Origin of the sequence: Natronobeatus ordinarius, assembly GCF_024362485.1 — an archaeon.
GTDB classification, from domain to species: Archaea; Halobacteriota; Halobacteria; order Halobacteriales; family Natrialbaceae; genus Natronobeatus; species Natronobeatus ordinarius.
In genome coordinates this window covers 4042286-4064291 of sequence record NZ_CP101456.1, presented here as the reverse complement: position 1 = coordinate 4064291, position 22006 = coordinate 4042286, and the positions used below count along the sequence as shown (strand labels likewise).

18 protein-coding genes are annotated in these 22006 nt (G+C 68.6%); 10 read left to right on the top strand and 8 right to left on the bottom strand.

The genetic code is table 11. The features are described 5' to 3' along the window. Window positions 1-87 precede the first annotated feature (87 nt). From NMQ09_RS20405 to NMQ09_RS20395, 3 genes are read left to right on the top strand one after another with little or no spacing between them, the layout of a single operon-like run. Window positions 88-369: a DUF8044 family membrane protein gene (locus NMQ09_RS20405; RefSeq protein ID WP_255192403.1), complete on the top strand. Its 282-nt coding sequence runs from the start codon at window positions 88-90 to the stop codon at window positions 367-369. Beyond that, entirely contained in the window at window positions 366-1595 is a 1230-nt protein-coding gene (locus NMQ09_RS20400; protein WP_425607249.1) for a DUF4350 domain-containing protein, read from the top strand. The genes NMQ09_RS20405 and NMQ09_RS20400 overlap by 4 nt, the downstream gene beginning before the upstream one ends. After that, window positions 1592-2650, top strand: coding sequence for an AAA family ATPase (locus NMQ09_RS20395; RefSeq protein WP_255192402.1), 1059 nt, complete (start codon window positions 1592-1594; stop codon window positions 2648-2650). The genes NMQ09_RS20400 and NMQ09_RS20395 overlap by 4 nt, the downstream gene beginning before the upstream one ends. Window positions 2651-3333: 683 nt before the next feature. Here NMQ09_RS20395 and NMQ09_RS20390 read toward each other — a convergent pair. From NMQ09_RS20390 to NMQ09_RS20370, 5 genes are all read right to left on the bottom strand, one after another. After that, window positions 3334-3543: a hypothetical protein gene (locus NMQ09_RS20390; protein WP_255192401.1), complete on the bottom strand. Its 210-nt coding sequence runs from the start codon at window positions 3541-3543 to the stop codon at window positions 3334-3336. A 306-nt stretch (window positions 3544-3849) separates the two neighbouring features. Further along, the gene (locus tag NMQ09_RS20385) at window positions 3850-5241 is read right to left on the bottom strand and encodes a carboxypeptidase-like regulatory domain-containing protein (RefSeq protein ID WP_255192400.1); all 1392 of its coding nucleotides are present in this window, start codon (window positions 5239-5241) and stop codon (window positions 3850-3852) included. Between the two features lie 118 nt (window positions 5242-5359). Further along, window positions 5360-6229 (bottom strand): DUF7982 domain-containing protein, encoded by an 870-nt coding sequence (locus NMQ09_RS20380; protein WP_255192399.1) that lies wholly within the window; start codon window positions 6227-6229, stop codon window positions 5360-5362. Further along, window positions 6226-6729 carry a DUF8163 family membrane protein gene (locus NMQ09_RS20375; RefSeq protein ID WP_255192398.1) on the bottom strand — a complete coding sequence of 168 codons (504 nt, stop codon included), beginning with the start codon at window positions 6727-6729 and terminating at the stop codon, window positions 6226-6228. The genes NMQ09_RS20380 and NMQ09_RS20375 overlap by 4 nt, the downstream gene beginning before the upstream one ends. Beyond that, window positions 6722-8173, bottom strand: coding sequence for a DUF58 domain-containing protein (locus NMQ09_RS20370; protein WP_255192397.1), 1452 nt, complete (start codon window positions 8171-8173; stop codon window positions 6722-6724). Before NMQ09_RS20370 ends, NMQ09_RS20375 begins: the two co-directional genes overlap by 8 nt. Window positions 8174-8270: 97 nt before the next feature. Here NMQ09_RS20370 and NMQ09_RS20365 point away from each other — a divergent pair, with 97 nt between their 5' ends. The 7 genes from NMQ09_RS20365 (at window position 8271) to NMQ09_RS20335 (ending at window position 18787) form a co-directional block, all read left to right on the top strand. Further along, window positions 8271-10370: a hypothetical protein gene (locus NMQ09_RS20365; RefSeq protein WP_255192396.1), complete on the top strand. Its 2100-nt coding sequence runs from the start codon at window positions 8271-8273 to the stop codon at window positions 10368-10370. Next, the gene (locus NMQ09_RS20360) at window positions 10363-10596 is read left to right on the top strand and encodes a hypothetical protein (RefSeq protein ID WP_255192395.1); all 234 of its coding nucleotides are present in this window, start codon (window positions 10363-10365) and stop codon (window positions 10594-10596) included. The genes NMQ09_RS20365 and NMQ09_RS20360 overlap by 8 nt, the downstream gene beginning before the upstream one ends. Then, window positions 10586-11671 carry a DUF1616 domain-containing protein gene (locus tag NMQ09_RS20355; RefSeq protein WP_255192394.1) on the top strand — a complete coding sequence of 362 codons (1086 nt, stop codon included), beginning with the start codon at window positions 10586-10588 and terminating at the stop codon, window positions 11669-11671. Before NMQ09_RS20360 ends, NMQ09_RS20355 begins: the two co-directional genes overlap by 11 nt. A 162-nt stretch (window positions 11672-11833) precedes the next feature. Then, the gene (locus NMQ09_RS20350; protein WP_255192393.1) at window positions 11834-13003 is read left to right on the top strand and encodes a sugar phosphate nucleotidyltransferase; all 1170 of its coding nucleotides are present in this window, start codon (window positions 11834-11836) and stop codon (window positions 13001-13003) included. Beyond that, window positions 13003-14805 carry a glutamine--fructose-6-phosphate transaminase (isomerizing) gene (gene glmS, locus NMQ09_RS20345; RefSeq protein ID WP_255192392.1) on the top strand — a complete coding sequence of 601 codons (1803 nt, stop codon included), beginning with the start codon at window positions 13003-13005 and terminating at the stop codon, window positions 14803-14805. Before NMQ09_RS20350 ends, glmS begins: the two co-directional genes overlap by 1 nt. Before the next feature lie 247 nt (window positions 14806-15052). Beyond that, window positions 15053-16825: a carboxypeptidase regulatory-like domain-containing protein gene (locus tag NMQ09_RS20340; protein ID WP_255192391.1), complete on the top strand. Its 1773-nt coding sequence runs from the start codon at window positions 15053-15055 to the stop codon at window positions 16823-16825. Between the two features lie 105 nt (window positions 16826-16930). After that, on the top strand, window positions 16931-18787 hold the full coding sequence (locus NMQ09_RS20335; RefSeq protein ID WP_255192390.1) for a carboxypeptidase-like regulatory domain-containing protein: 1857 nt from the start codon (window positions 16931-16933) through the stop codon (window positions 18785-18787). Window positions 18788-18794: 7 nt separating this feature from the next. On the opposite strand, the gene NMQ09_RS20330 is transcribed toward NMQ09_RS20335, so the two are convergent. Genes NMQ09_RS20330 through NMQ09_RS20320 form a run of 3 tightly spaced genes read right to left on the bottom strand, consistent with a single transcriptional unit; the run spans window position 18795 to window position 21897 of the window. After that, a complete protein-coding gene (locus NMQ09_RS20330) occupies window positions 18795-20018 on the bottom strand; it encodes an ABC transporter permease (RefSeq protein WP_255192389.1) in 1224 nt (407 codons plus the stop codon). Next, window positions 20015-21205: an ABC transporter permease family protein gene (locus NMQ09_RS20325; protein ID WP_255192388.1), complete on the bottom strand. Its 1191-nt coding sequence runs from the start codon at window positions 21203-21205 to the stop codon at window positions 20015-20017. Before NMQ09_RS20325 ends, NMQ09_RS20330 begins: the two co-directional genes overlap by 4 nt. Next, the gene (locus tag NMQ09_RS20320; protein ID WP_255192387.1) at window positions 21202-21897 is read right to left on the bottom strand and encodes an ABC transporter ATP-binding protein; all 696 of its coding nucleotides are present in this window, start codon (window positions 21895-21897) and stop codon (window positions 21202-21204) included. Before NMQ09_RS20320 ends, NMQ09_RS20325 begins: the two co-directional genes overlap by 4 nt. Window positions 21898-22006: the final 109 nt, after the last annotated feature.

The following is a 22006-nucleotide window of genomic DNA, read 5'->3' as shown; positions in this document are numbered from 1 at the left end:
GTACAGAGTCACACCCGGCTCCGCGTCGGCTCGTTCACGGTCGGCGGACGCTGGATTTACGGTCTCCCCCTGGCTTGGGTCGAACAGATGGCGACCCGACGGCGGATGCGATTCGTCCACTGGCAGCTGGCCTGGATGCTAGCCGCGGCCCTGGTGCTCGCAACGCTGGGGGCGCTCTCCGCCGAGCTCTTTTTCGTGCTCTCGTTGATCGGCCTGCTGATCGTCACGGAGCTGACGGCGCCGGTTAACGTCACCCCCGCCTGGCGCAAGCGACTGGTGTGGCTCATCGGCCTCGGCCTGGCGGGCTTCGCCGTGATCGTCGTCCGGCGCATCCTCGAGATCCTTCCCCCGGAGGTGCTCCCGCTGTGACGACCGACGACGACGCGACGCGACGCGCCGACGACTCACTCGAGCGATCCCCCGGGGGTGAGCGCGCGATGAACGGGCTCGAGGCGTTCCGCGACGGTCCGCGACTCGACTGGCCGCGAATACTCCTGTTCGCGCTCGCGCTCGTGATCGTCCTCGCCCTCGGGGTGGGCGCGGCCACCTCCCCGACGGCGTTCGGGCCGTACAACCCCGCCTGGGACGGCACCAGCGAGTTCCGCACGCAGGTCGACGCCGACCCGACCCGCGAGACGGTCTTGCTGCGCGACCCCGCGGCGTACGACGACCTCGAGGCGACCGAGACGGTGGCGTTCGTCGTCGCCCCCGGACCCGTCGACGACGCCGACGCGGACCGGCTACGTGCGTTCGTCGACGCCGGGGGGACGCTCGTCGTCCTCGAGAACTTCGAACCCCACGGCAACGAGCTCCTCGCGGCCGTCGGGGCCGAGGCGCGCTTCGACGGCCAGCTGGTGCGCGACGAGCGCCACCACTACCAGGGGCCGACGATGCCGGTCGCCACCGGCGTCGAGCCCCACCCGCTGACGGCCGACGCCGAGCAGCTGACGCTCAACTACGCCACGGCCGTCGAGCCGGGCGAGGCGACGGTGCTCGTGACCACGAGCGACTACGCCTACCTCGGCGCCGAGGCGGACGAACTCGACGACGACAGCGAGCTGGCAACCTATCCGGTCGCCACGCTCGAGGAAGTCGGCGACGGGCGGGTGATCGCGGTCGGCGACCCGAGCGTGGTGATCAACGCAATGATCGACCAGCCGGACAACGCGGCGTTCGTCCACGGCCTGACCGCCGACCGCTCGACGGTCGCAGTCGACCTCACCCACGGCGAGGGCGTGCCGCCGCTCGTCGGCGCCGCGGTGACCCTCCGGGAGTCGGGCGCGCTCCAGGCGCTGGTGGGACTGGCCGTCCTCGGCGCGACCGCGCTGCTGCTCGAGCCGCGCGGGAGGCCGATCCGCGAGCGCGCCCGGTGCTTGCGGTCCCGAATTCGAGCCGAGCGCGGTCGCCGGGGCCGACGCGAGAGTGAGCGCCAGCGCCGAGGTGGTGGATCGACCGACCCGTTGGTCCCCGAACTCACCGAGGAGCAACGCCTCGCCGTCCTCCGCGAGCGCTACCCCGACTGGGACGAGGCACGACTCGCTCGCGTGATAGGAGCATTTAACCGAACTGATCAGAGAGAGACAGAGAAGGAATGAGCGGGGACGATTCACCGACCGCCGGACGCACAGCCGGCGAGCCGCGAGCGGTGTTCGACGCGTTAGCCGAGGAGATGGGCCGCGTCCTGGTCGGCAACGACGACGTCGTCGAGCATCTGACGATCGCAATCTTGACCCGCGGCCACGTCCTGCTCGAGGGCGTGCCGGGCGTGGCGAAGACGACGATCGCGGAGCTGTTCGCGCGCACGACCGGCCTCGAGTACACCCGGATTCAGCTGACGCCGGACGTCTTACCGGCGGACATCACGGGCACGCACATCTATCGCGAGCACACGGGGGAGTTCGAACTCAAGCGCGGGCCCGTGTTCGCGAACCTCGTCGTCGCCGACGAGATCAACCGGGCGACGCCGAAGACCCAGAGCGCGCTGCTCGAGGCGATGGAGGAACGCCGGGTCACCATCGAGGGGGAGACGCTCGCGCTGCCGGAGCCGTTTCTGGTCGTCGGGACGCAGAACCCGATCGAGATGGAAGGCGTCTTCGAGCTGCCGGAAGCCCAGCGCGACCGGTTTCAGCTCAAGCTCACGATCGACCTGCCCGACCGGACGGCCGAACGGGAGCTGGTCGACCGCTTCGACGACGCACCCGAACTCGACGCCAGCGCGGTCGACGACGTGGTCTCGGCCGACGAGCTGCTCGCCGCTCGAGACGTGGTCTCGGCCGTCTACGTCGCAGCCGCCGTCAAGGAGTACGTCCTCGATCTCGTGGCGGCCACGCGTGACCACCCGGACGTCGATCACGGCGCCTCCCCGCGAGCGACGCTGGCGTTCGTCGACACGGCGAAAGCCCGGGCGGCGATCCACGGCCGCGAGTACGTCATCCCCGACGACGTGAAGGCGCTGGCCGAACCGATCCTCGCCCATCGGCTGGTGATGACCGCCGACGCCGAGCTGAGCGGCGTCTCGCAGGCCGCCGTCGTCGGCGAGATCCTCGACGCCGTCGAGCCACCGGGGGCGGAGACCGATCGCTTCGTCCCGCCCGGGGAGGCGGTCGCCAGCACCGACGACGTCGACGTCGAGCACCCCGGGATGCAGTAGCGCCCCGGCGTCGCTCGACGCCACCGAAATCGTCACGCCCGGACTCGCGAGCCACTGGCCCGGACTGGGCCAGTGCTGGTCGCTGCACCGTGAACGCCGTCGCCGTTTTCTCGCGGTGAGACGGGGTGGCGTCACTCGCTACCTCCTGCTCCACCAGCACAACCGCGAACCGACTGCGGGTGTGCCAGTACTGTCGTCGACGTGACGCCGCCGGCGTGGTTGGGGTCGCTGTGAGCTTCCTGTCCGCTCCGACGAAGGGACAAGCTCCGGTGAAAACCCGGATCGCTCAGCCCACACGGAGCGACTCGAGTGGGTTCGAGCGCGCCCGGGTGGAGGCGATAACTCGCTGACGTCCTCGCCCTACTCTTGAGTTGGCTCGTCGACACTGGCGCCACAGACGGCGCACAGGTCTGCCTGCCACGGCACCGTTTTCGTCAGTTCCTGCACTTGATTGCATCGGTGGCAAAACCCCCGAACGGTCTGCTCCATCTTTTTTTTAAACTCCCACCACACCCTCGCGGTACTGGATTATGAACCCATAGCCTACCGGAACAGAAACAGCGGTTCTCACACAGAATTTACGAAGAGGATACTGGCGACCGAGAAGCACCGTTGTACCTGGCCACCGCTGATCGCTGACTCCGCCGCCGGCGATCGCCAGTCCGTGACTCCAACGGTCTCGCTCAGGAGTGGTCGCGATCCCAGCGACAGGTGACCAGCCAGTCGGCCCGGTCGTCGCCGGGCTCGTCCGCTCGAGGCTTTTTCACCCGTCGACAGACGCGCTGTGGGCTTCGAAAACCGTTCCAGTCGCGGTTCCGCGCTGGCGTGAGGGTTCCGTCTTCGAGAACTTCGTCGGTCGCGCCGTCTGGATTCGCCACGAGTTCGGCGACCAACTCGAGACCTACTCCCGCGCAAACGGGAGGCGGCGATCACCGACGTCCGTCAGTCCGAATGGCTTCTGAAGATCCAGGGGCTGTTCACGGCCGCCCGGTCGAATCAGGGTGGGGAAACGGATCACGTGGCGTTTCCAGAGATTGACGTCCGTTTTGAGTAGCCGATGGCGAGGACTTCGAGGACGATCCATCAGCGAGTGAAGAACCCGTGACAGTGGCATCACCGAAGAAGGCTCTCGAAGGCGTCCTCGAGCAAAATCCCGTGTCTGCACTCGCTGTCGTGACGCGAGCCGCCACTCGAGCGAGTCAGTTTACCTGGTCGCCGCTTCGCCAGTAGTCGATGACGTCCCGCAGGAGGTCGGTGTCGACGTCGCCATCGCGCCAGTCGTCGATCGCATCCCGAAGCCCATCGGTTTCTACTCGTCCTGATTTGGGGGAAGCGTACTCTTCGACCGACGGTAACTCGGCGCCTGCAATTACGATGTCTCTATTGACAGTCTGTGCTTCGAGATCCGGAATCGGTTCACTCACACCCGTTTCACCCTCATATTCAGCTTCAATCTGGTAATCGTCACCAGTCACGACACCAACGAATGAGTATGATCCTTCGGGACCAGTAATAGTATTATCAACGACCTCATCGAAGTCGTTAGTGGCTGTGTCACCCCGAAAGAGCGTCACGTCTGCCCCCGGGATCAGTTCGCTCTCATCGGTAATGACGTCGCCGGTGATCTGGCCGGTGTCGTAGACGAAGACTGTAGCATTTTGACTGCTGTCCGTCTCGAACGTCTCATTTTCCGCGTTCCAGGTCACCGCGTCGATGTCTGTCACTCCCTCCTCGGGACCTGCTTCGAAGATGGTGCTCACGATACCGTCTGCGTCCAGCACTACTTCTGTACCGTACAGGTTACCGACTTGGTCATTGCTGAGAGTGAGCTCGACGGTCTGACCGGCGGCAGGCCAGGAGTCCTCACCATCCTGTGATAATACATGGCCTTCGATTCGAACCTCGGTCGTAGTCCCGTTGTGGAGGACTGCCTCGTCAACGAACTCATCGTGTTCGAGCGTCAGAACCTCGGTCGGACCGGTCTGGTCGGGGTCGTGGAGCGAGACTTGACTCGTGCTAGGCACGAACCCGCGGTCCTCGTTCACCGCACGAATGACGTAGTCGACGTGGCTATCTGGATCGGCGGAGTCGCCGACTGCCAGCCCATCGAACGTGGAGATGTTGCTATCCTCACCGGTGTTTTCGACGCTGAGCGGAATGGACGTGTCGGGGTTACCGGTCCAGTCTTCCGCGTGGTAGAGTTCGACCGTTGAGTCGGGAATCTCGTCACCGGCGGGGCTCTGAATCAACACGGTGATCGAACCGCTGACGTCAAGGACCGCTCCGTCTGGGGATCCGGAAACGGAGGTCGACGCGCTAACGCCGTCCTCCAGCGTCGAATCACCGTCCCCAGCGGACAGATCGGCCGTGTTGGGATCCAAAACGGTGACCTCGAGTTCGTAGTCGTATGCCGTCGTCGCCGTCGCTTGTCCGCCCGTCATCCCTGTCAAAAGCAGCCCAACCGCACTCCCGGCCGAGTACTGGAGCAACCGACGACGGGGAACGACCGTCTCTTGCTGTTTCGCTGCACAATCCGCCGTACCGATGGCTGTCTCGTCATCAACATCAGTTCCGGATTCTGAACTGAACATGTTTTGATTTATAATCAATGAATAATGTGTGTTGTGGCAGTTAGCAGGGGGGGAGCGACACGCAAAATACCGTCCGTCTCATCGGGACCAACGCCGTGGACTCGGAACGGCGACGCGCTCACTCCTCGAGCGGCAGGCGACAGGTGACCAGCCAGTCGGCTCGGTCGTCGCCCGGGTCGACCTCGAGGGAGATCGGCCGGTCGAGGCCGGTCGCGACGCCGACAGCAAAGAAGGAAGCGACGGGGTGATCGAACCGGTCGACGGGGCCGAATGCGGGGTCGACGAGCGCCACCGTCACCCGGCCCGCCTCGGGGTCGACGTCGGGCTCGGCGCTCCGGGCGAGTTCGAGCTGTTCGACGAGTCCGTCGGCGAGCTGGGCGGCGAGCGCGGCCGGCTGCCCCGCGAGCTCGCCCGGCAGGCCGCGCTCGAGTTCGCGGACCAGTCGATCGCCGGTCGGCTCGAGCACCAGCCCCCGTGACCGCTCGTCGGCGACGATCGGCCCGGCGTCGGCGTCCGGGAGGTCGTACTCGCGGTGGCGCGGGACGAACAGCCGAACGCCGCCGCCCTCGCCGAGGAAGTAGACGCGCTCCTCGCGCAATCCGAGTTCGGCCGCGAGCGCCGCCTGGTTGGCCGCCAGCCCGGCGTAGACGCGTTCGCTCACCTCGGCGGCGACGAACCGGCCGGGGGTGAGCGAGTAGGTGAGGAGGCCGCCGAACAGCCCCGTGGCGGCGAGCACGAACAGCACCTCGCGACTGCCGGGAACGAGCAGCCCGCCGAGCCCGGCGACGACGCCGAGTCCGGCGAGCCCGAGCGCCGTGTTCCGGTACTGCGCCCGGCGGGCCCGGACGTACTCCTCGCGAAGGCGGCTGTTCTCTTCGGCCAGCAGTTCCGCCCGGGCCGCGAGCTCGAGGTGCTCGTCGGCCGGCACCGTGTCGTCGTCGGGGGTCGGCTCCTCCGCGTCGTCCGTGTCGAAGCGTACCGTTCTCATGGATCGTTTCGGGTCGTTGGGGGGTGTTCGTCGGTCGCGTCGGGGACCAGCCCGAGGCGAACGAGTTCGTACCGGTGGACGCCGTAGGCCACGAGCGCGAGCGTTCCCAGGAGCACGAGCGCCGCGATCCAGGGGCCGCGGCTGGCGTAGCTCGCCCACGCGAGGGCGCCCAGGCCGGCGCCGGCGCCGATCACGACGCCACCGGCGACGAGCGGGGCGGGCGTCCGGCGGACGGACGCGACGGGCAGGGTCAGGAACGCGAGTTCGACGAGGACGATCGTCGACGGCGCGAGGCGGTCGGGCGTGGCCGCGACGAGCACCACGTGGCCGGCGGCGAGCGCGTACGGCACGCCGAGGCCGTACCAGACCGCCGCGGTCACGAGCCCGGCGAGGGCGCCGACCGGCCCGACCACCAGCCCGAGGGCGACCGTACACACCACCAGGGCGCCGACCACCGGCCACGGGCGCTCGCGGTCGGTCGCAGGCGGCTGCTCAGCCACGGCGCTCACCTCGCGTGCGGCCGGCGGCCAGCACCGCCGACAGCCGGTCACCGGGGCCGGCTTCGAGCGCGGTGACGCCGTCGACCCGCGCCAGCTCGCGTCGGAGCTCCTCGAACTCGAGGTAGCGGGCGTACGCCTGATCGAGCTCGGCCAGCCCGCCGGGTTCGTAGAGCACCGACGGGGCGAGCACGAGGGTGAGTTCGTGGCCTCGCTGGCGCGCCAGCGTCACGAGGTCGTGCAGCTCGGCCGGCCGGCTGTCGTCGGTGAAGACGATCGTCGACAGCCGGCGTCGGGAGTGGCCGAGCGCCGCGCGGACGGCGTCCGGGAGCGGGTGACCGGTCGAGTCGACGGTGGTCGAGCCGCGATCGGCGTAGAAGGGGCGAAGCGTTCGCGCGAACCGATCGTCGTCGACGAACGCCGACCGGTGATTTCGGCGACCGAGTCGCGAGCGCGTGAGCGTGGCGGCGAGGCTGTCGCCGGCCGTTTCCGACGTCGGGCCACCAGCGTGGCCGTCGCGTCGGCCCACCTCGAGGTCGAGCAGCCGGCGGCGGACGGCCGTGTACGGTCCCGGCCCGGACGCCGGCTCGAGGTAGCCCCCGTCGGAGGCGACCGTCAACAGCCCCACCGGATCGTCCTGCCGTCGGGCGGCTTCGGCCATCGCGAGTGCGACGTCGCGGAGGTACTCGAGTTTCGTCTCCCCGGGCGGTCCGACCGTCGTCGAGGGCCGCGCGTCGACGATGAGGAGGGTCTGTCGGTCGGTCTCGGTCTCGTACTCGCGGACGTACGGCGTGCCGAGGCGGGCCGTCGCCTTCCAGTCGATCCGTCTGACGGTGTCGCTGCTCGTGTACTCGCGCAGCTCCGAGGGTTCGACGCCCGAGCCGAGCTGACCGCCGTCGTGGGAGCCGTAGGCGGCGATGCGGGTGCCGCCCGAGCCCACGTGGACGCGTCGTGATCCACGCGATGCGACGGTGACCGCTGGCGTCGGGCCGACCGGAAACCGTTCACCGACGTACGGCGACGCCACCGTCACCGTCGCCGCCGAGAAGCGATGGCGACCGGCAACGGGCCAGCGTGCCGTCGTCGCGACGGCGTCCTGGCGCTCGCCTGGCGCCAGCGAGAGCGCGAGCGGCGCCTCGGCCGTCGTGGCCGTCGGCAGCCCGCCGGCGAGCGAGAGAGGAAGCCGCGCCGGCCGATCGAGCCGGGCCTCGAGCGTCGCGACGGTCGTCTCGCCCGTCCGGACCCCGCGGCGTTCGACGTCCTGGTCGACCGAGAGCGCCTCGCGTACGCGTGCGAGTTCGACGACGAACGCCACCTGCTGTGCGAGGAGCCACGCGCCGAGCAGGGCCGCGCCGGCGACCAGCAGTGGTCGCTCGAGCACGGCAGCGAACGCGGTGAGGGCGGCGACGAGGACGAACCCCGCCCACAGTCGGCGTGTGGCGTACACATCCTGTGGTTAGCCAGTGACGTGTTTAAGCTATTGATCGCTCCCGCTTCGCCCGGAGAAGTGAACGCTTTTTACCACCCAACGACCAGTCGCCTGTGTGAACACTGTCGGTCGCCGACTCGTACTGGGGGCGCTCCTCGTCGGCTGTCTCGCCCTCCTCGCGAGCGGGGCGGTCGTCGTCGGGGACGCAGAGCGAGCCACGACCGGCATCGCCGCGGCGACCGAGGACGACGCCGCCAACGAGACCGTCCGCCACCAGCACCCCGAGGAGTACGGCGAAACCGGCGACCTCGACGGCGTCCAGCGCTGGCTCGAGCGCGAACTCGGGAGCCAGCTGGGCGAGAGCACGCTCGAGTTGAGCCAGGGCGAGTACGACGCCGCCCGCCAGCTGATCGACGAGGAGTACCGCGGCCGGTTCGCCCAGCTCGTCGAGGTCGACGGCGAGACGGGGAACTACGAGACGGCCGACGACGAGGACGAGGCCGACGACGAGCCCACCCCCGACGAGCGGTTCGAGGAGGTCCGCGACGAACAGGCGCAACTCATCGACCTGCTCGAGGCGTTCGACGAGACCCGCGACGCCTACGAGGACGCCGTGAACGAGGGCGACGAGGAGCTCGCGAGGGAGCTCGCGAGAGAGCTCGAGGCGCTCGCCGCGGAGATCGAAGCGCTCAGCGACAGTATCGTGATCCACTTCGAGCGCCTCGACGAGGCGACCGGCGTCGACTTCTCCGAGAGCGTCGAGGCGACGACCGAGACGAACCAGCGGGTCCAGGACGAACAGACGGTGATCCGGCTCGAACAGTTCGAGGAGACCGAGCTCACCGTCGACGCTGTCGAATCGATCTCGTTTCTGACGCCCCTCGAGGCGACCGCCACGCTGACGACCGCCGACGGCACCCCCGTTGCGAACCAGTCGCTCACCCTCGAGGTCGCCGGCGACGCCCGGACGGTCCACACCGACGACGCGGGCACGTTCGCGTTCCGGTACCGGCCGGTCGACGAGCCGCTCTCGACGACGGCCCTCGACGTTCGATACCGCCCGGATCGGACGTCGGCGTACCTCGGCGGCGAGACGACGGTTCCCGTCTCGATCGACCAGGTCGAGCCGACGGTGACGATCGACGACGCCACCGCCGACACCGCCTACGGCGAGTCGATCAATGTCTCGGGTGAGCTGGCCGTCGACGACGTCCCGGTCGACGGGGTGGCTCTCGAGGTGGCCGCCGGCGACGTCCGCCTCGGCGACGTCCGGGTGACGAACGGCTCGTTCGACGGGGCCGTCGAGACGCCCGCGACGATCCCCGACGGCGAACACGAGCTCACCGCCCGGCTTCCGTTCGACGAACGGGCGCTCGCCGCGACCACCGAGACGACGCCGATCACGGTGCACGAGACCGAGACCGCACTCTCGATCGACCACGCGCCGGGAGACGACGACCTCGAGGTGAGCGGGACGCTCGAGACCGTAGACGGCGACGGCGTCCCCGACCAGCCGATCGAACTCGCCGTCGACGGCGCCCACGTCGCGACGGCGACGACGGGCCCCGACGGGGCGTTCGAGGCGACGGTGCACGTCCCGGCCGACGCCGACGAGGCGGTCACACTCGCCGCGACATTCGACGGGCGTGGAACGAATCTGGCCCCGGCCGAAGCCAGCACGAGCGCGCCCCTCGAGTCGCCAGCGACCGGCTCGTCGGCGCCGACCACGGCGTGGTCGGGCTGGCTCGCTGGCGCCACGGTGCTCGTGGGACTCGCGCTCGTCGCCGGCGGCGGCTGGTGGTACCGGCGACGCCGGGCACCGGAGCCGGCGACCGACGCCACCGACGTTCGCCCGGACGACGGCGGTGACGGGGACGAGTCGAGTTCCCCGACGACGCCGGAGCCGCTGGCCAGCCGGGCGGCCGAGTACCTGGTGGACGGCCGGCCGAACACGGCGATCCAAACAGGGTACGCCGCCGTTCGACGGACGCTCCGCCGGGAGGTCGACGACGATCGGACGCTGACCCACTGGGAGTTCTACGGGCGCTACCGTGGCCAGGACGGCGACGACCTCAGGGCGGTGACCGAGGCCTACGAGCGCGCGACGTTCACGCCCGAGGCGGTCCCCGAGGGCGAGGCGGCGTCCGTCCTCGAGCGGGTACACCGCCTCTGTGGCCTCGAGCCCAGCGCGACGGCCGAGGTGGCCGATGACTGACCGCGACGCGACGGTGGTCGTCGGGGAGCCGCCGACCGTCACTCGAGCGCTGGCCGCGACCGCTGGGAAGCCTGCAACGGCCGCCACTCGAGCGCTGGCCGCGACCGCTGGGAAGCCTGCGACGACCGCCACCGACGCGCCGGCCCTGCACACCTTCCCCCGGCGATCCGATCGATCGACAGACTGTTACCCGCGACGGGGCAACCGATCGGTACATGGCCGATAGGGATTCGCTTCGGCTGCTCCTGCCGCGACCGATTCGGCAGCTGCCGGCGGACCTCGCGGCCGTCCTCGTCTGGACGGCGCTCGTGAACGTCGCCGTCTTCGCCCCGCTCATCCGCGAGACGGTGCTGCGGATCCCGCTCGGGCTCGTCTTCGTTCTCTTCATCCCTGGCTACGCGTTCATCGCGGCGCTGTTCCCCGAGGCGGGCGAGTCGCCGACGGCCGACGACCTCGAGGAATCCGACCCCGACGCCGAGGACGACCCCGACGCCGAGGAGTCAGCCGACGCGTTCTGGGCGCTCGCGGACCGGTCGGGCATCGACGGCATCGAGCGCGTCGCACTCTCCTTCGGGCTGAGCATCGCGATCGTCCCGCTGCTCGGGCTCGTGCTCAACTTCACTCCCTGGGGCATCCGCCTCACCCCGATCATGGTCGCCGTCACCGCCTTCACCGTCGCGACGACCGCCGTCGCCGCCGTCCGGCGACGGCAGCTCCCCGCCGACGAGCGGTTCCAGGTCCCCTACCGCGACTGGCTCGAGGCGGGCCGCGCGGAACTGCTCGAACCGGAGACCCGCCTCGACGGCGTCCTGAACGTCTTGCTCGTGCTCTCGATCCTGCTCGCAGTCGGCACCCTCACCTTCGCCATCGTCGTCCCGCCCCAGGGCGAACAGTTCTCGGCGATCTACATCCTGACCGAGGACGACGACGGCGACCGCGTCGCCGCGAACTACCCGACCGAGTTCGAACTCGGGCAGCCCCAGGAGATCGTCGTCGGCGTCGACAACCACGAACACGACACCGTCGACTACACCGTGGTGGTCCTCGAGCAGGAAGTCACCCACGCGGGCAACGAGACGGTCGTCGAGCAACAGCGCGAGCTCGACCGATACTCACCCCGCCTCGCGCACAACGAGTCGTGGCTCCACAGCCACGCCCTCGAGCCGACGCTCGTCGGCGAGGACGTCCGGCTCGTCTGGCTGCTCTACGTCGACGAGGTGCCCGAGGAGCCATCGATGGACGACACCGAGTACAGCGTCCACCTCTGGGTCGACGTCGAGGCGCCCGCGGACGCCGACTGAGACAACGGCGACCGGTCGCACTCCCTCGAGTGCGACCGGTCGTTCACTGGTGGTGGCGTCGAGAGGGCCGCGAACGCTCGTCTGGGGCCGTCGTCCTCCGTTCGGCTGGGTGGAAATACCGATCCGAAAGAATAACGCTGGTACAGAATTGTCTCAGTATCCATGGAGAATTACTCCGCGATCGTCCTCGCAGCGGGGGAGGGAAGTCGGCTGCGGCCGCTGACGCGACACCGACCGAAGCCGATGCTGCCGGTGGCGACGAGGCCGGTCCTCGAGTGCGTCTTCGACGAGTTGCTCGAGGCCGGAATCACCGATCTCACCGTCGTCGTCGGTTACGGCCGCGAGCGCGTCCAGTCGCACTTCGGACCGACCTACCGGAACGTGCCGATCCGCTACGTCACCCAGGAGAAACAGCTCGGGAGCGGCCACGCGCTCCTCCAGGCCGCCGACGCCGTCGACGGCCCGTGTCTCGTCGTCAACGGCGACCAGCTGGTCGATCGCCGGATCGTCAGCGACGTGCTCGCGGGCCACGACGGCGACGCCACGCTCGGGCTGATCCACCGCCGCGACGTCAGCGAGTACGGCGGCGTCCTCCTCGACGACGACGGCACCGTCGACGAGATCGTCGAGCGCCCGCGCGACGACCGCAACTACCTGCTGAACGCCGGCGTCTACGCGCTCGAGCCCGACGTCTTCGAGACGATCCGGGCGGCCGAGCCGCGCGCGGGCGAACACTCGCTTACCGACGGCCTCTCGGCGCTGCTCGACTCGGGGGCGACGGTCACGGGCGTCGTCTCCGAGGGCGTCTGGGTCGACGCGACCTACCCGTGGGACCTGCTGGCGCTGGCCGACGCCGCTTTCGAACACGGCTTCGCCGACACGCAGGTCGCCGACTCGGCGCGTGTCCACGAGACGGCGACGCTCGTCGAGCCCGTCGTCGTCGCCGAGGACTGCGTGGTCGGCCCCGGCGCCGTGGTCGGGCCCGGCACCTGCCTCGGGGAGAACGTCACCGTCGGCGCGAACGCCGTCGTCGAGGGGAGCGCCGTCGACGCCGACACCCGCCTCGGGCCGACCGTCTCGCTTCGCGACTGCGTCACCGGCCGCGGGGTCCGCATCGGCGCGGGCTCGACGGTCGTCGGCGGCCCCGGCGACGTCCAGATCGAGGGCACCGTCCATCGGAACCGCCGGCTCGGGGCGGTGCTCGCCGACCGCGTCACCGACGAGGGCGGCGTCACGTACGCGCCGGGGGCGGTCGTCGGCTCGAGTGCCGTCGTCCACGCCGGCTCGACCGTCCGTGGCACCGTCGCGGCGGACGTGGAGGTGCGTGGCTGATGTGTGGGATCATCGGCTACGTCGGCGAAACCGAAGAGCACGACGCCCTCGACGTCTTACTCGAGGGGCTCTCGGGGCTCGAGTACCGCGGCTACGACTCTGCAGGCATCGCACTCGCCAACGGGTCGATCGCCGTCCGCAAGAAAGAAGGCGAGCTCTCGGCGCTCGAGTCGGCGCTCGAGGGCGAAGCGCTCGCGGGCGACGCGGTCGGCATCGGCCACACTCGCTGGAGCACGCACGGCCCGCCGTCGGATCGCAACGCCCACCCCCACACCGACGCCGACGGCCGGGTCGCCGTCGTCCACAACGGCATCATCGAGAACTACCAGCCCCTGCGCGAGGAGCTCGCCGACGGCGGCGTCACGTTCGAGAGCGACACCGACACCGAGGTCGTCCCGCACCTGATCGCAGCGTTCCTCGAGGCGGGCCTCGACCGGGAGGACGCGTTTCGGCGGGCGATCGGTCGCCTCGAGGGCAGTTACGCGATCGCGGCGGTCTTCGAGGGCGAAGAGACCATCTACGCCGCCCGAAACGAGTCGCCGCTCGTGCTCGGGCTCGGCGACGACGGCCACTACCTCGCGAGCGACGTCCCGGCGTTCATCCGCTACACCGACCGGGTGATCTACGTCGACGACGGCGAGTTCGCCACGCTCACCCCCGAGACGGTCACCGTCACCGACGCCGACGGCCGGGTCGTCGAGACGACCGTCGAGACGATCGAGTGGGATGCCGAAGACGCCGGCAAGAGCGGCTACGACCACTACATGCTCAAGGAGATCCACGAACAGCCGTCGGCGCTGCGGGAGTGTCTCCGCGGCCGCGTGAACGAACTCGAGCGCTCGATCACCCTCGAGGAGCTGCCCGCCCTCGAGTGGGAGGGCCCCGTCCAGTTCGTCGCCTGTGGCACCTCCTATCACGCGGCGATGTTCGGCGCGGGACTGCTCGAGTCCCGGGGCGTCCCGGCGCGGCCCTACCTGGCCAGTGAGTACACCGCCGCCGAGCGCCCCGTCGGGCCGGACTCGCTCGTCGTCGCGGTCACCCAGAGCGGCGAGACGGCCGACACGATGCGCGCCTTGCGGGAGGCCAACGCCGCCGGCGCGACGACCGTCGGCGTCACGAACGTCGTCGGTAGCTCGGCCGCCCGGGAGGCCGACCACGTCCTCTACATCCGTGCCGGGCCCGAAATCGGCGTCGCCGCGACCAAGTCCTTCGCGAGCCAGCAGGCGGCGCTGACGATGCTCGCGTGTGCGCTGAGCGAAACCGACGCCGGCGACGTCGTCCGCGCGCTCCGGGACGTCCCCGACGGCATCCAGACCGTCCTCGACACCTCCACTGCCCGCGAGGTCGCCGAGGCCTACGAGGACGCCGACGCCTACTTCTTCATCGGCCGAGGGCCACAGTACCCCGTCGCGCTCGAGGGGGCGCTGAAGCTGAAAGAGATCACGTACAAACACGCCGAGGGCTTCGCCGCCGGCGAGCTGAAACACGGCCCGCTGGCGCTCGTCACCGACAACACGCCGGTGTTCGCCGTCGTCGTCGGTGACGGCGAACGCGCCCGCAAGACCGTTGGCAACGTCAAGGAGGTCGAAGCCCGCGGCGCTCCCGTCGTCGCCGTCACCGACGGCCAGACTGACATCGAACGCTACGCCGACCACGTCCTCGAGGTGCCCGCTGGCGACGAACTCGCCGGGGCGATTCTCGCGAACGTCCAGCTCCAGCTCGTCTCCTACTGGGTCGCACACCGGCTTGACCGGTCGATCGACAAACCGCGGAACCTCGCCAAGAGCGTCACTGTGGAGTGATCCTCGGCGAGCCGACGGCGACTGTCCCGTCTCGGGCCACACTCATCCTGAATGTTTGCTTTTCTCAATGAAACTAAACTAATATGTGGCGAGCTCCGGAAATTATATGTTGTTGTCTTGTGTTGGGCCACCTGTGACCCGTAACGATTCCAGATAGTAATGAGTGCGTATACGAGTGCGAAATGCACGCAGTCGAGCGGCGTACGAGCCGTTTCGAGCGAAAGCCGATACAAATCGAACACATCTAATGACAACTAACGTAGAACAAATTCGCGCTGTCTTCCTGGCAGCCCTGATGGTCCTCTCCGTCTTCGCGATCGGAGGGATCGGGATGGCCGGAAGCGCAGTCGCAGACGACGGTACCGACGACGAAAAGACACTGGCCGACTACGCCGACGACGACACCGGCGTAGTCGAAACCGACGGCCTGCGTGAGGCGATCGATCACTGGCGCAGCGGTGAGATCGACACCAACCTTCTGCGCGACGTGATCGACGCGTGGCGAAGCGGCGACCCCGTCGAGGTCACCCAGGAGATCACCGGTGTCGTGACGGACGAACACGAGAATGAACCCATCGAGGGCGCGACCGTCTCAGCTGAGGAGACCAAATACCTCGGTGCCCAGTCCGTTGACGAGCCGGTGACGACTGACGCAGACGGCGTCTACACGATTGAAATCGACGAACCCGGTGCCTACTCCGTCGGGGTCGAGTACGAGGGCGCGACCGCTGACGAGTCCGTCGATGTCGAGGAAGGCGAGACGGTCACGCTCGACTTCGCGCTCGACGTCGACCGCGAGGACGGCACCATCGAGGGCACCGTCACCGATGCTGCGGGCGACCCGATCGAGGGTGCTGAGATCGTCGACCGGTTCGACAACGTCCTCACCACGACCGACGCCGACGGCACGTACGCGCTTGCCGTCGAGCCCGGCGAACACACGATCCGCGCAACCGCCGACGGCTACCAGGACTCCAAACTGGCGACCGTTCCCGTCGACGAGGACGAGACCATCGAGGGCGTCGACTTCGAACTCGAGGCAGAGGCCGAACCTGGTGAAGCCACGTTCGACCTCGGCGAACTCGAGGGCGAGGAGTTCGAACAGGGCGAGACCTACGAGCGTGAGGCCGGACTCGAGGTCAACGGCGAGTTTGCCGAGGACGCCGAGTTCACCATCCAGCTGTCCACCGAGGACCCCGACGGCGAGCTCGTCGACATCGGCGCCGAAGACGACTTCGAGGTCGAGAGCGTCTTCATCCCCGGCCTGGCCATCGACGCCACCGAGGTCGTCGAGGACAACGTCGACGACGGCGTCTTCTACCTCGACGAGACGGTGACCGGCGAACAGCTCACTGCCGCCGACGGCGAGCAGCTCGCCGAAGTGACCGTCACCGCCGGCGACGAAGCCCAGACCGGCGAGTACACGTTCACGGCCGCGCTCGTCGAGTTCGACGACGACGGGGACGAGACGTCACAGGCCGTCCGCACGATCGACGAGGAAGCCAGCGCGACCTTCGAGATCGTCGAGGCACTCGAGGCCGACTTCGACCTCAGCGAGATCGAGGGTGAGGAGTTCGAACAGGGCGAGACCTACGAGCGTGATGTGGGACTCGAAGTCAACGGCGACTTCGCCGAGGACGCCGAGTTCGCCATCCAGCTGTCAACCGAGGACCCCGACGGCGAACCCGTCGACATCGGCGCCGAAGACGACTTCCAAGTCGAGAGCGTCTTCATCCCTGAGCTGGGTATCAGCGCGACCGAGGTCGTCGAGGATAACGTCGACGACGGCGTCTTTTACCTCGACGAGACGGTCTCCGGCGACCACCTCAACGCCGCCGACGGCGAGCAACTCGCCGAGGTAACGGTTACCGCTGGCGACGAAGCCCAGACCGGCGAGTACACGTTCACGGCCGCACTGGTCGAGTTCGACGGCGACGTCAGTGACGGGGAGTCACAGGCTATCGACACGGTCGGCGATGCAGTCGACGCGTCCTTCGAGATCGTCGAGACGCTCGAGTAGCCGGACGCGATACGATTCGTCCTTTATTTTACACGCAACCACAGCGATTAATCGACAGTCACGATCCCGTCAGTTTTAGGTCCCCGTCTGCCGTACCGGATCGGTATGGAAACTCGAGTTGCCGCTGCACACCTCCTCGTCGTGGTCGTGCTGGCGGCGGTTCTTTCGGTCGGTGTCGCTGGCGGCGTGACGGCGGCAGGCGGCGACTTTGTGATCAGTGGAGACGATGGACAGACCGTCGACGTTCCACCGCGGACGGTAACCGCCGACGGGACCGAGTTCGAGGTGTCGTCGGTCATCGTCGTCGACGAATCCGAGTCCGTCCCCGTCGACGTGACGGCACCGAACGACGACGTCTACTCGACGAACCTGTACAACGCGGACGAAGAGATCGTCGACTTCAGTAGAGGGGAGGGCACCCAGACACACGACTTCGACGCCGCCGCCCTGGAGGGCGCTGGAACGTACAGCCTCGGCGTCGTTCAGGATGGCTCACTCGAGGCGATCAAACCGGTGGTCGTCTCCGGATACGACTTCGACGTCGCGATCCCCGACGAACTTCCGACCGACGAGACGGCCGAGATCGAGATCACCGTGGTGCCGTCGGCAGCCGATGGGGCCCCAGACAGCGTCGAACTCGTGCTCGCCAACGGGGGCGACGAGACGCGGATCGAGGCTGATTCTGAGGGGAGCAACACTTACGTCGCGACGTTCGACGTCGACTCGCTCGAGAACGGCGCGTACGACGCGTACGCGGTGGCGGTTGAGGGCTCCGACGAACCGATCCCGGTCGGCGTGAGCGACAGACACGGCGTCGCCGTCGTCGAGCCGACGGAGGAGCCTGACGGCGCCCTCGCGGGAACGGTCGCGGACCGAGAGACCGGCGACCCGATCCCGGCTGTGGACGTCACGCTGTCTGCGTCCGGCGAGTCGATCGACGCCACGACGACCGACGACGACGGCACGTACCTCCTCGAGGAACTCGAAGCCGGCGAGTACGACCTCGAGTGGGACGCAGACGGATACGAGTCGGCGCTCGAGACGGTGACTGTCGTCTCTGAGGAGACGAAAACGGTCGACGCCGAGCTGGTAGCGGTCGACGAGGGTGACGGTGACGAAGGCGATGGTGACGAGGGCGACGAAGGCGATGGCGACGAGGGTGATGGTGACGAGGGCGACGAGGGTGATGGCGACGAGGGCGACGAGGGCGACGAGGGCGATGGCGACGAGGGTGATGGTGACGAGGGTGACGAGGGTGATGGCGACGAAGGCGATGGTGACGAGGGTGACGAGGGTGATGGCGACGAAGGCGACGAGGGTGATGGCGACGAAGGCGATGGTGACGAGGGCGACGAGGGTGATGGCGACGAAGGCGATGGTGACGAGGGCGACGAGGGTGATGGCGACGAAGGCGATGGTGACGAGGGCGACGAGGGTGATGGCGACGAAGGCGATGGTGACGAGGGCGACGAGGGTGATGGCGACGAAGGCGATGGTGACGAGGGCGACGAGGGTGATGGCGACGAAGGCGACGAGAGCGATGGTGGCGAGGGCGATGGTGACGAGGGCGATGGCGACGAGCGAACTGGTGGAAGCGACGAGCGCGATGGCGGAAACGATGGGAACGGTGGGGACAGCGACGAGAGCAACGACGAATCGGACCGGACCGACGGTGATGGGAGCGAGGGAGCCGGCGACGAAGGCGCTGGTGACGACGGCGATAGCGAACGCGAAACCGAAGCCACCGACGAAGGAGCCACCACGGACGACGACGTCGGCCAGGAACGCACCGAGTCCGCAGGCGGCGAAGCCGACGGTGACGACGCGCTGGATCCGAACCTCCCGGACGAGCACTCGAGCGACCCCGACGAATCCGGGGCTGACGACGTCGGACTGCCGTTCGTCGCGCTGACCGTGCTCGCACTCGCCAGCGTCCTGGCGTACGCGCTCCGAACGCGGTGACGGCTCGCTACCGCGTGAGGACGTGCAGGGCCGGCACTCGAGTCACGCGCCAGGCGGCGTACAGCCCGGCAACGACGCCGATCGTCGTCGCCAGTCCGAACCCGACGAGGAGGATCGTCGTATCGACTCGCACGAGGTCGTCGAAGCCCGTGAGTTCGGAGGCGAGCGCATCGAGCGCTGCTGCACACACCGGCGTCGCCAGGACGCCGACGATGCCGCCGAGGAGCGCGTAACTGAACCCCTGCGTCGCGGCGATCGTCGCGATCGTCGAGCGCGAGACGCCGATCGCTCGCAGGGCGGCGAACTCCTGGCGCTGGTGGTGAATCGAGAGCGTGAGCAGCGTCACCAGCAACACTGCGCCGCCGGTGACGGCCAGAACGGCGAGTGTGATGCCGGCTGCGATGACGAGGAGCTGATCACCGAGAATCTCCTCGAGTTGTTCGCGGTTCGTTCGGACGTCGAGTTCCGGGTAGGTTTCCTGGAGCTCTGCCTGTACGGCCGCGACGTCCGCATCGTCCTCGACAGTCACTGTGATGAACGTCGCCTCGTCGGTGCCGCTGGTCCCGGTTAGCGTCTGGAGTTCGCTGAGGTAGAGCACGACCGTCTCCCCGCCGGTAAACTCATCGAGCGAGGAGGAGATGCCGACGACGGTAAACTCGTTGGCGCGGGCGTTGCTGGTGGTGCCGCCGACGTGGAGCTGATCGCCGACCTCGAGGTCGTACCGGGCGGCGGTTTCGGGATCGACGATGACCTCGTGGCTCATCGGGCCGCCGTAGGTGCCGTTGGCGTAGTGCGTATCGGAATCCGAGAACCCCTCGCCCTCCTGGAGTGACAGGGCGCTTCCGCCGCCGCTGACGCCGACGGCGAGCAGTCGGTCGAAGTCGTCCTCGTCGGTGCCGACGAAGACCGTCTGGAAGCCCATCGGGACCGCCGCGGAGACGTCGTCGTGGGCGGCGATCTCGTCTGCCGTTTGATGGGCGTCCGTGAGCGTCGGTCGAACGCCACCGACGTCGGCCGGCGAGAGCGCGATCGGGCCGCCGTCGATCCAGAGATCGCGGTCGGCGCTGTCGAACGACTCTTCGCCGGTCTCCAGAACGCCGACGCCGACGCCGGCCAGCAGCGTGATCGAGAGGACGGCCAGGGCGACTCCGGCGATCGCCAGGAGGGTCCGTTCACGGCGGTAGCCGACCCCACGGAGGCCGAGGCCGACGGCACCACGGAAGCGACTCATCCGCGCATCACCTCGACCGTCGAACCGAACGCGGAGACGGCGAGCAGGTACGGCACGGTGAGCAGGCCGATGAGGAGGGCAACGGTGGGGCCAGCGACCCACAGGAGGCCGGTCGTTTCGGCGATCGGGCCGAGGCCGACCGACGGCGCGACGAGGCGGTTCAGGACGGCGATCACCGCCGCGGCTGTGCCCGTCCCCAGCAGGCCGCCCAGGAGCGTGAGCGCGCAGGTCTGGATCGCGACGATCAGCGAGCGCGAGCGCCAGGAGACGCCGATCGCGGCGAGCGTCGCGAACGCCGGACGGTCGGCGGCGACGACCATGCCCATCGTCGTCGCGGTGAAGAGCGTTCCGATGGCGGTTCCGACCACGAACGCGGCGACGGCCATCGCCAGCGCCTGTCCGTCGTCGCTCGCCGCCGCGACCCCGAGCGTCGACAGGTCGGTGACCTCGGCCTCGTCGTACAGCGACTCGAGCACCGGTTCGGCATCCGAGCCGCCCGCGACGAGGATGGCGTCGGCGCGGTCGCCCTCGTCGGCCCCGGTCACCGCCTGGAGTTCGCTCAGTTGCACGACGACGATCGGGAGCCGGCCCGTGGGCGTCCCGGTGTCGGCGACGGCTTCGACGGTGACGGTCAGGTCGTTCGAGACGACGAGTTCGTCGCCGGCCTCGACGCCGAGCAGTTCGGCCGCTCCCGTAGAGAGGACGGCCTCCCCGGTCGGCTCGTCGCCGTCGTGGGCGGGATCTCCGTCGGTCAACCCAGTCGTCTCGACGCCGTAGACGTCGTCGACTCCCATGCCGGCGACCGTGCCGGTCACGATCGCGTACTCGCTGTCGTCGGCCGACTCGACGCGCAAGACGCGCGAGAGGACTGGCGTCGCGCCGTCGACCGTCTCGTGGTCGTGGAGGGCGCTCGCGGCCTCGTGGACCGAGCCTAGCCGTGGCCGATCCGTCGAGACGACGGCCGTGCCCGCCGCGTTTCCGGCGTCGAGCCGGTAGTCGGCGTTGGTGCTGTCGATCTCATCCGCCGTCGCCAGGCCGAGCGCGACGGCGCCGACGGTGAGCATCAGACAGATCGCGACGGCGACCGCGAGGACGCTCGCCCACGCACCCCACGAACGAAGCTGGTAGGCGAGCCGGTCAGTCGCGATGGCGAACAGGCCACCCCAGCGAGCGCGTCGGCCACTCATGCATCGAGACGCTTTCCGTCTTGCAATCTGATGACCCGATCGGCTCGTGCGAGCGCCCAGTCGTCGTGAGAGGCCAGGACGACTATTCGCTCGTCGGCGAGCTCCTCGAAGACGTCGAGGACGACCGCGCCCGTCTCGGTGTCGAGTTCGCCGGTCGGCTCGTCGGCGATGATGAGACGTGGATCGGCCGCGAGTGCGCGAGCGATCGCCACGCGCTGGCGCTCACCCCCGCTGAGTTGTCCCGGCCGGTGGTCGAGTCGATCCCCGAGTCCAACCCGTTCGAGCAGCTGCGTTGCGCGCTCGCGACGCCGCCGTTTTCCCCACCCGGCCTCGACGAGTGGCACGGCGACGTTCGCCCGGGCGCTCAGCGAGGGTAGGAGGTGAAACCCCTGAAACACCATCCCGACCGACTCGAGTCGGAGTCGTGCTCGTTCGCTGGCCGAAAGGCTTCCGGTGTCGACCCCGTCGAACACCACCCGACCGTCGGTCGGCTGGTCGAGCACCGCGAGCAGGTGGAGCAAGGTAGATTTTCCCGATCCGCTCGGACCGGCGAGGCCGAGGATCCCCGTCTGTGGGACGCGCAGCGACACCCCCGCCACCGCGCGAACGAGTGGGGTGCCCGCTGTGCCGCCGTACTCTTTCGTCACGTTTTCACAACGGACGAGCGGCTGTGTCGTCGCCGTCGGTTCCATCGATAGCTCCTCGATTGGTGAGTCTCGTATAAGTGAGTTATCACAGCCTCGTGACGTAGTCTCCGGCCGGCGTCTCGACCCGACCGGCCGTGACCGAAGGGCCTTTCCC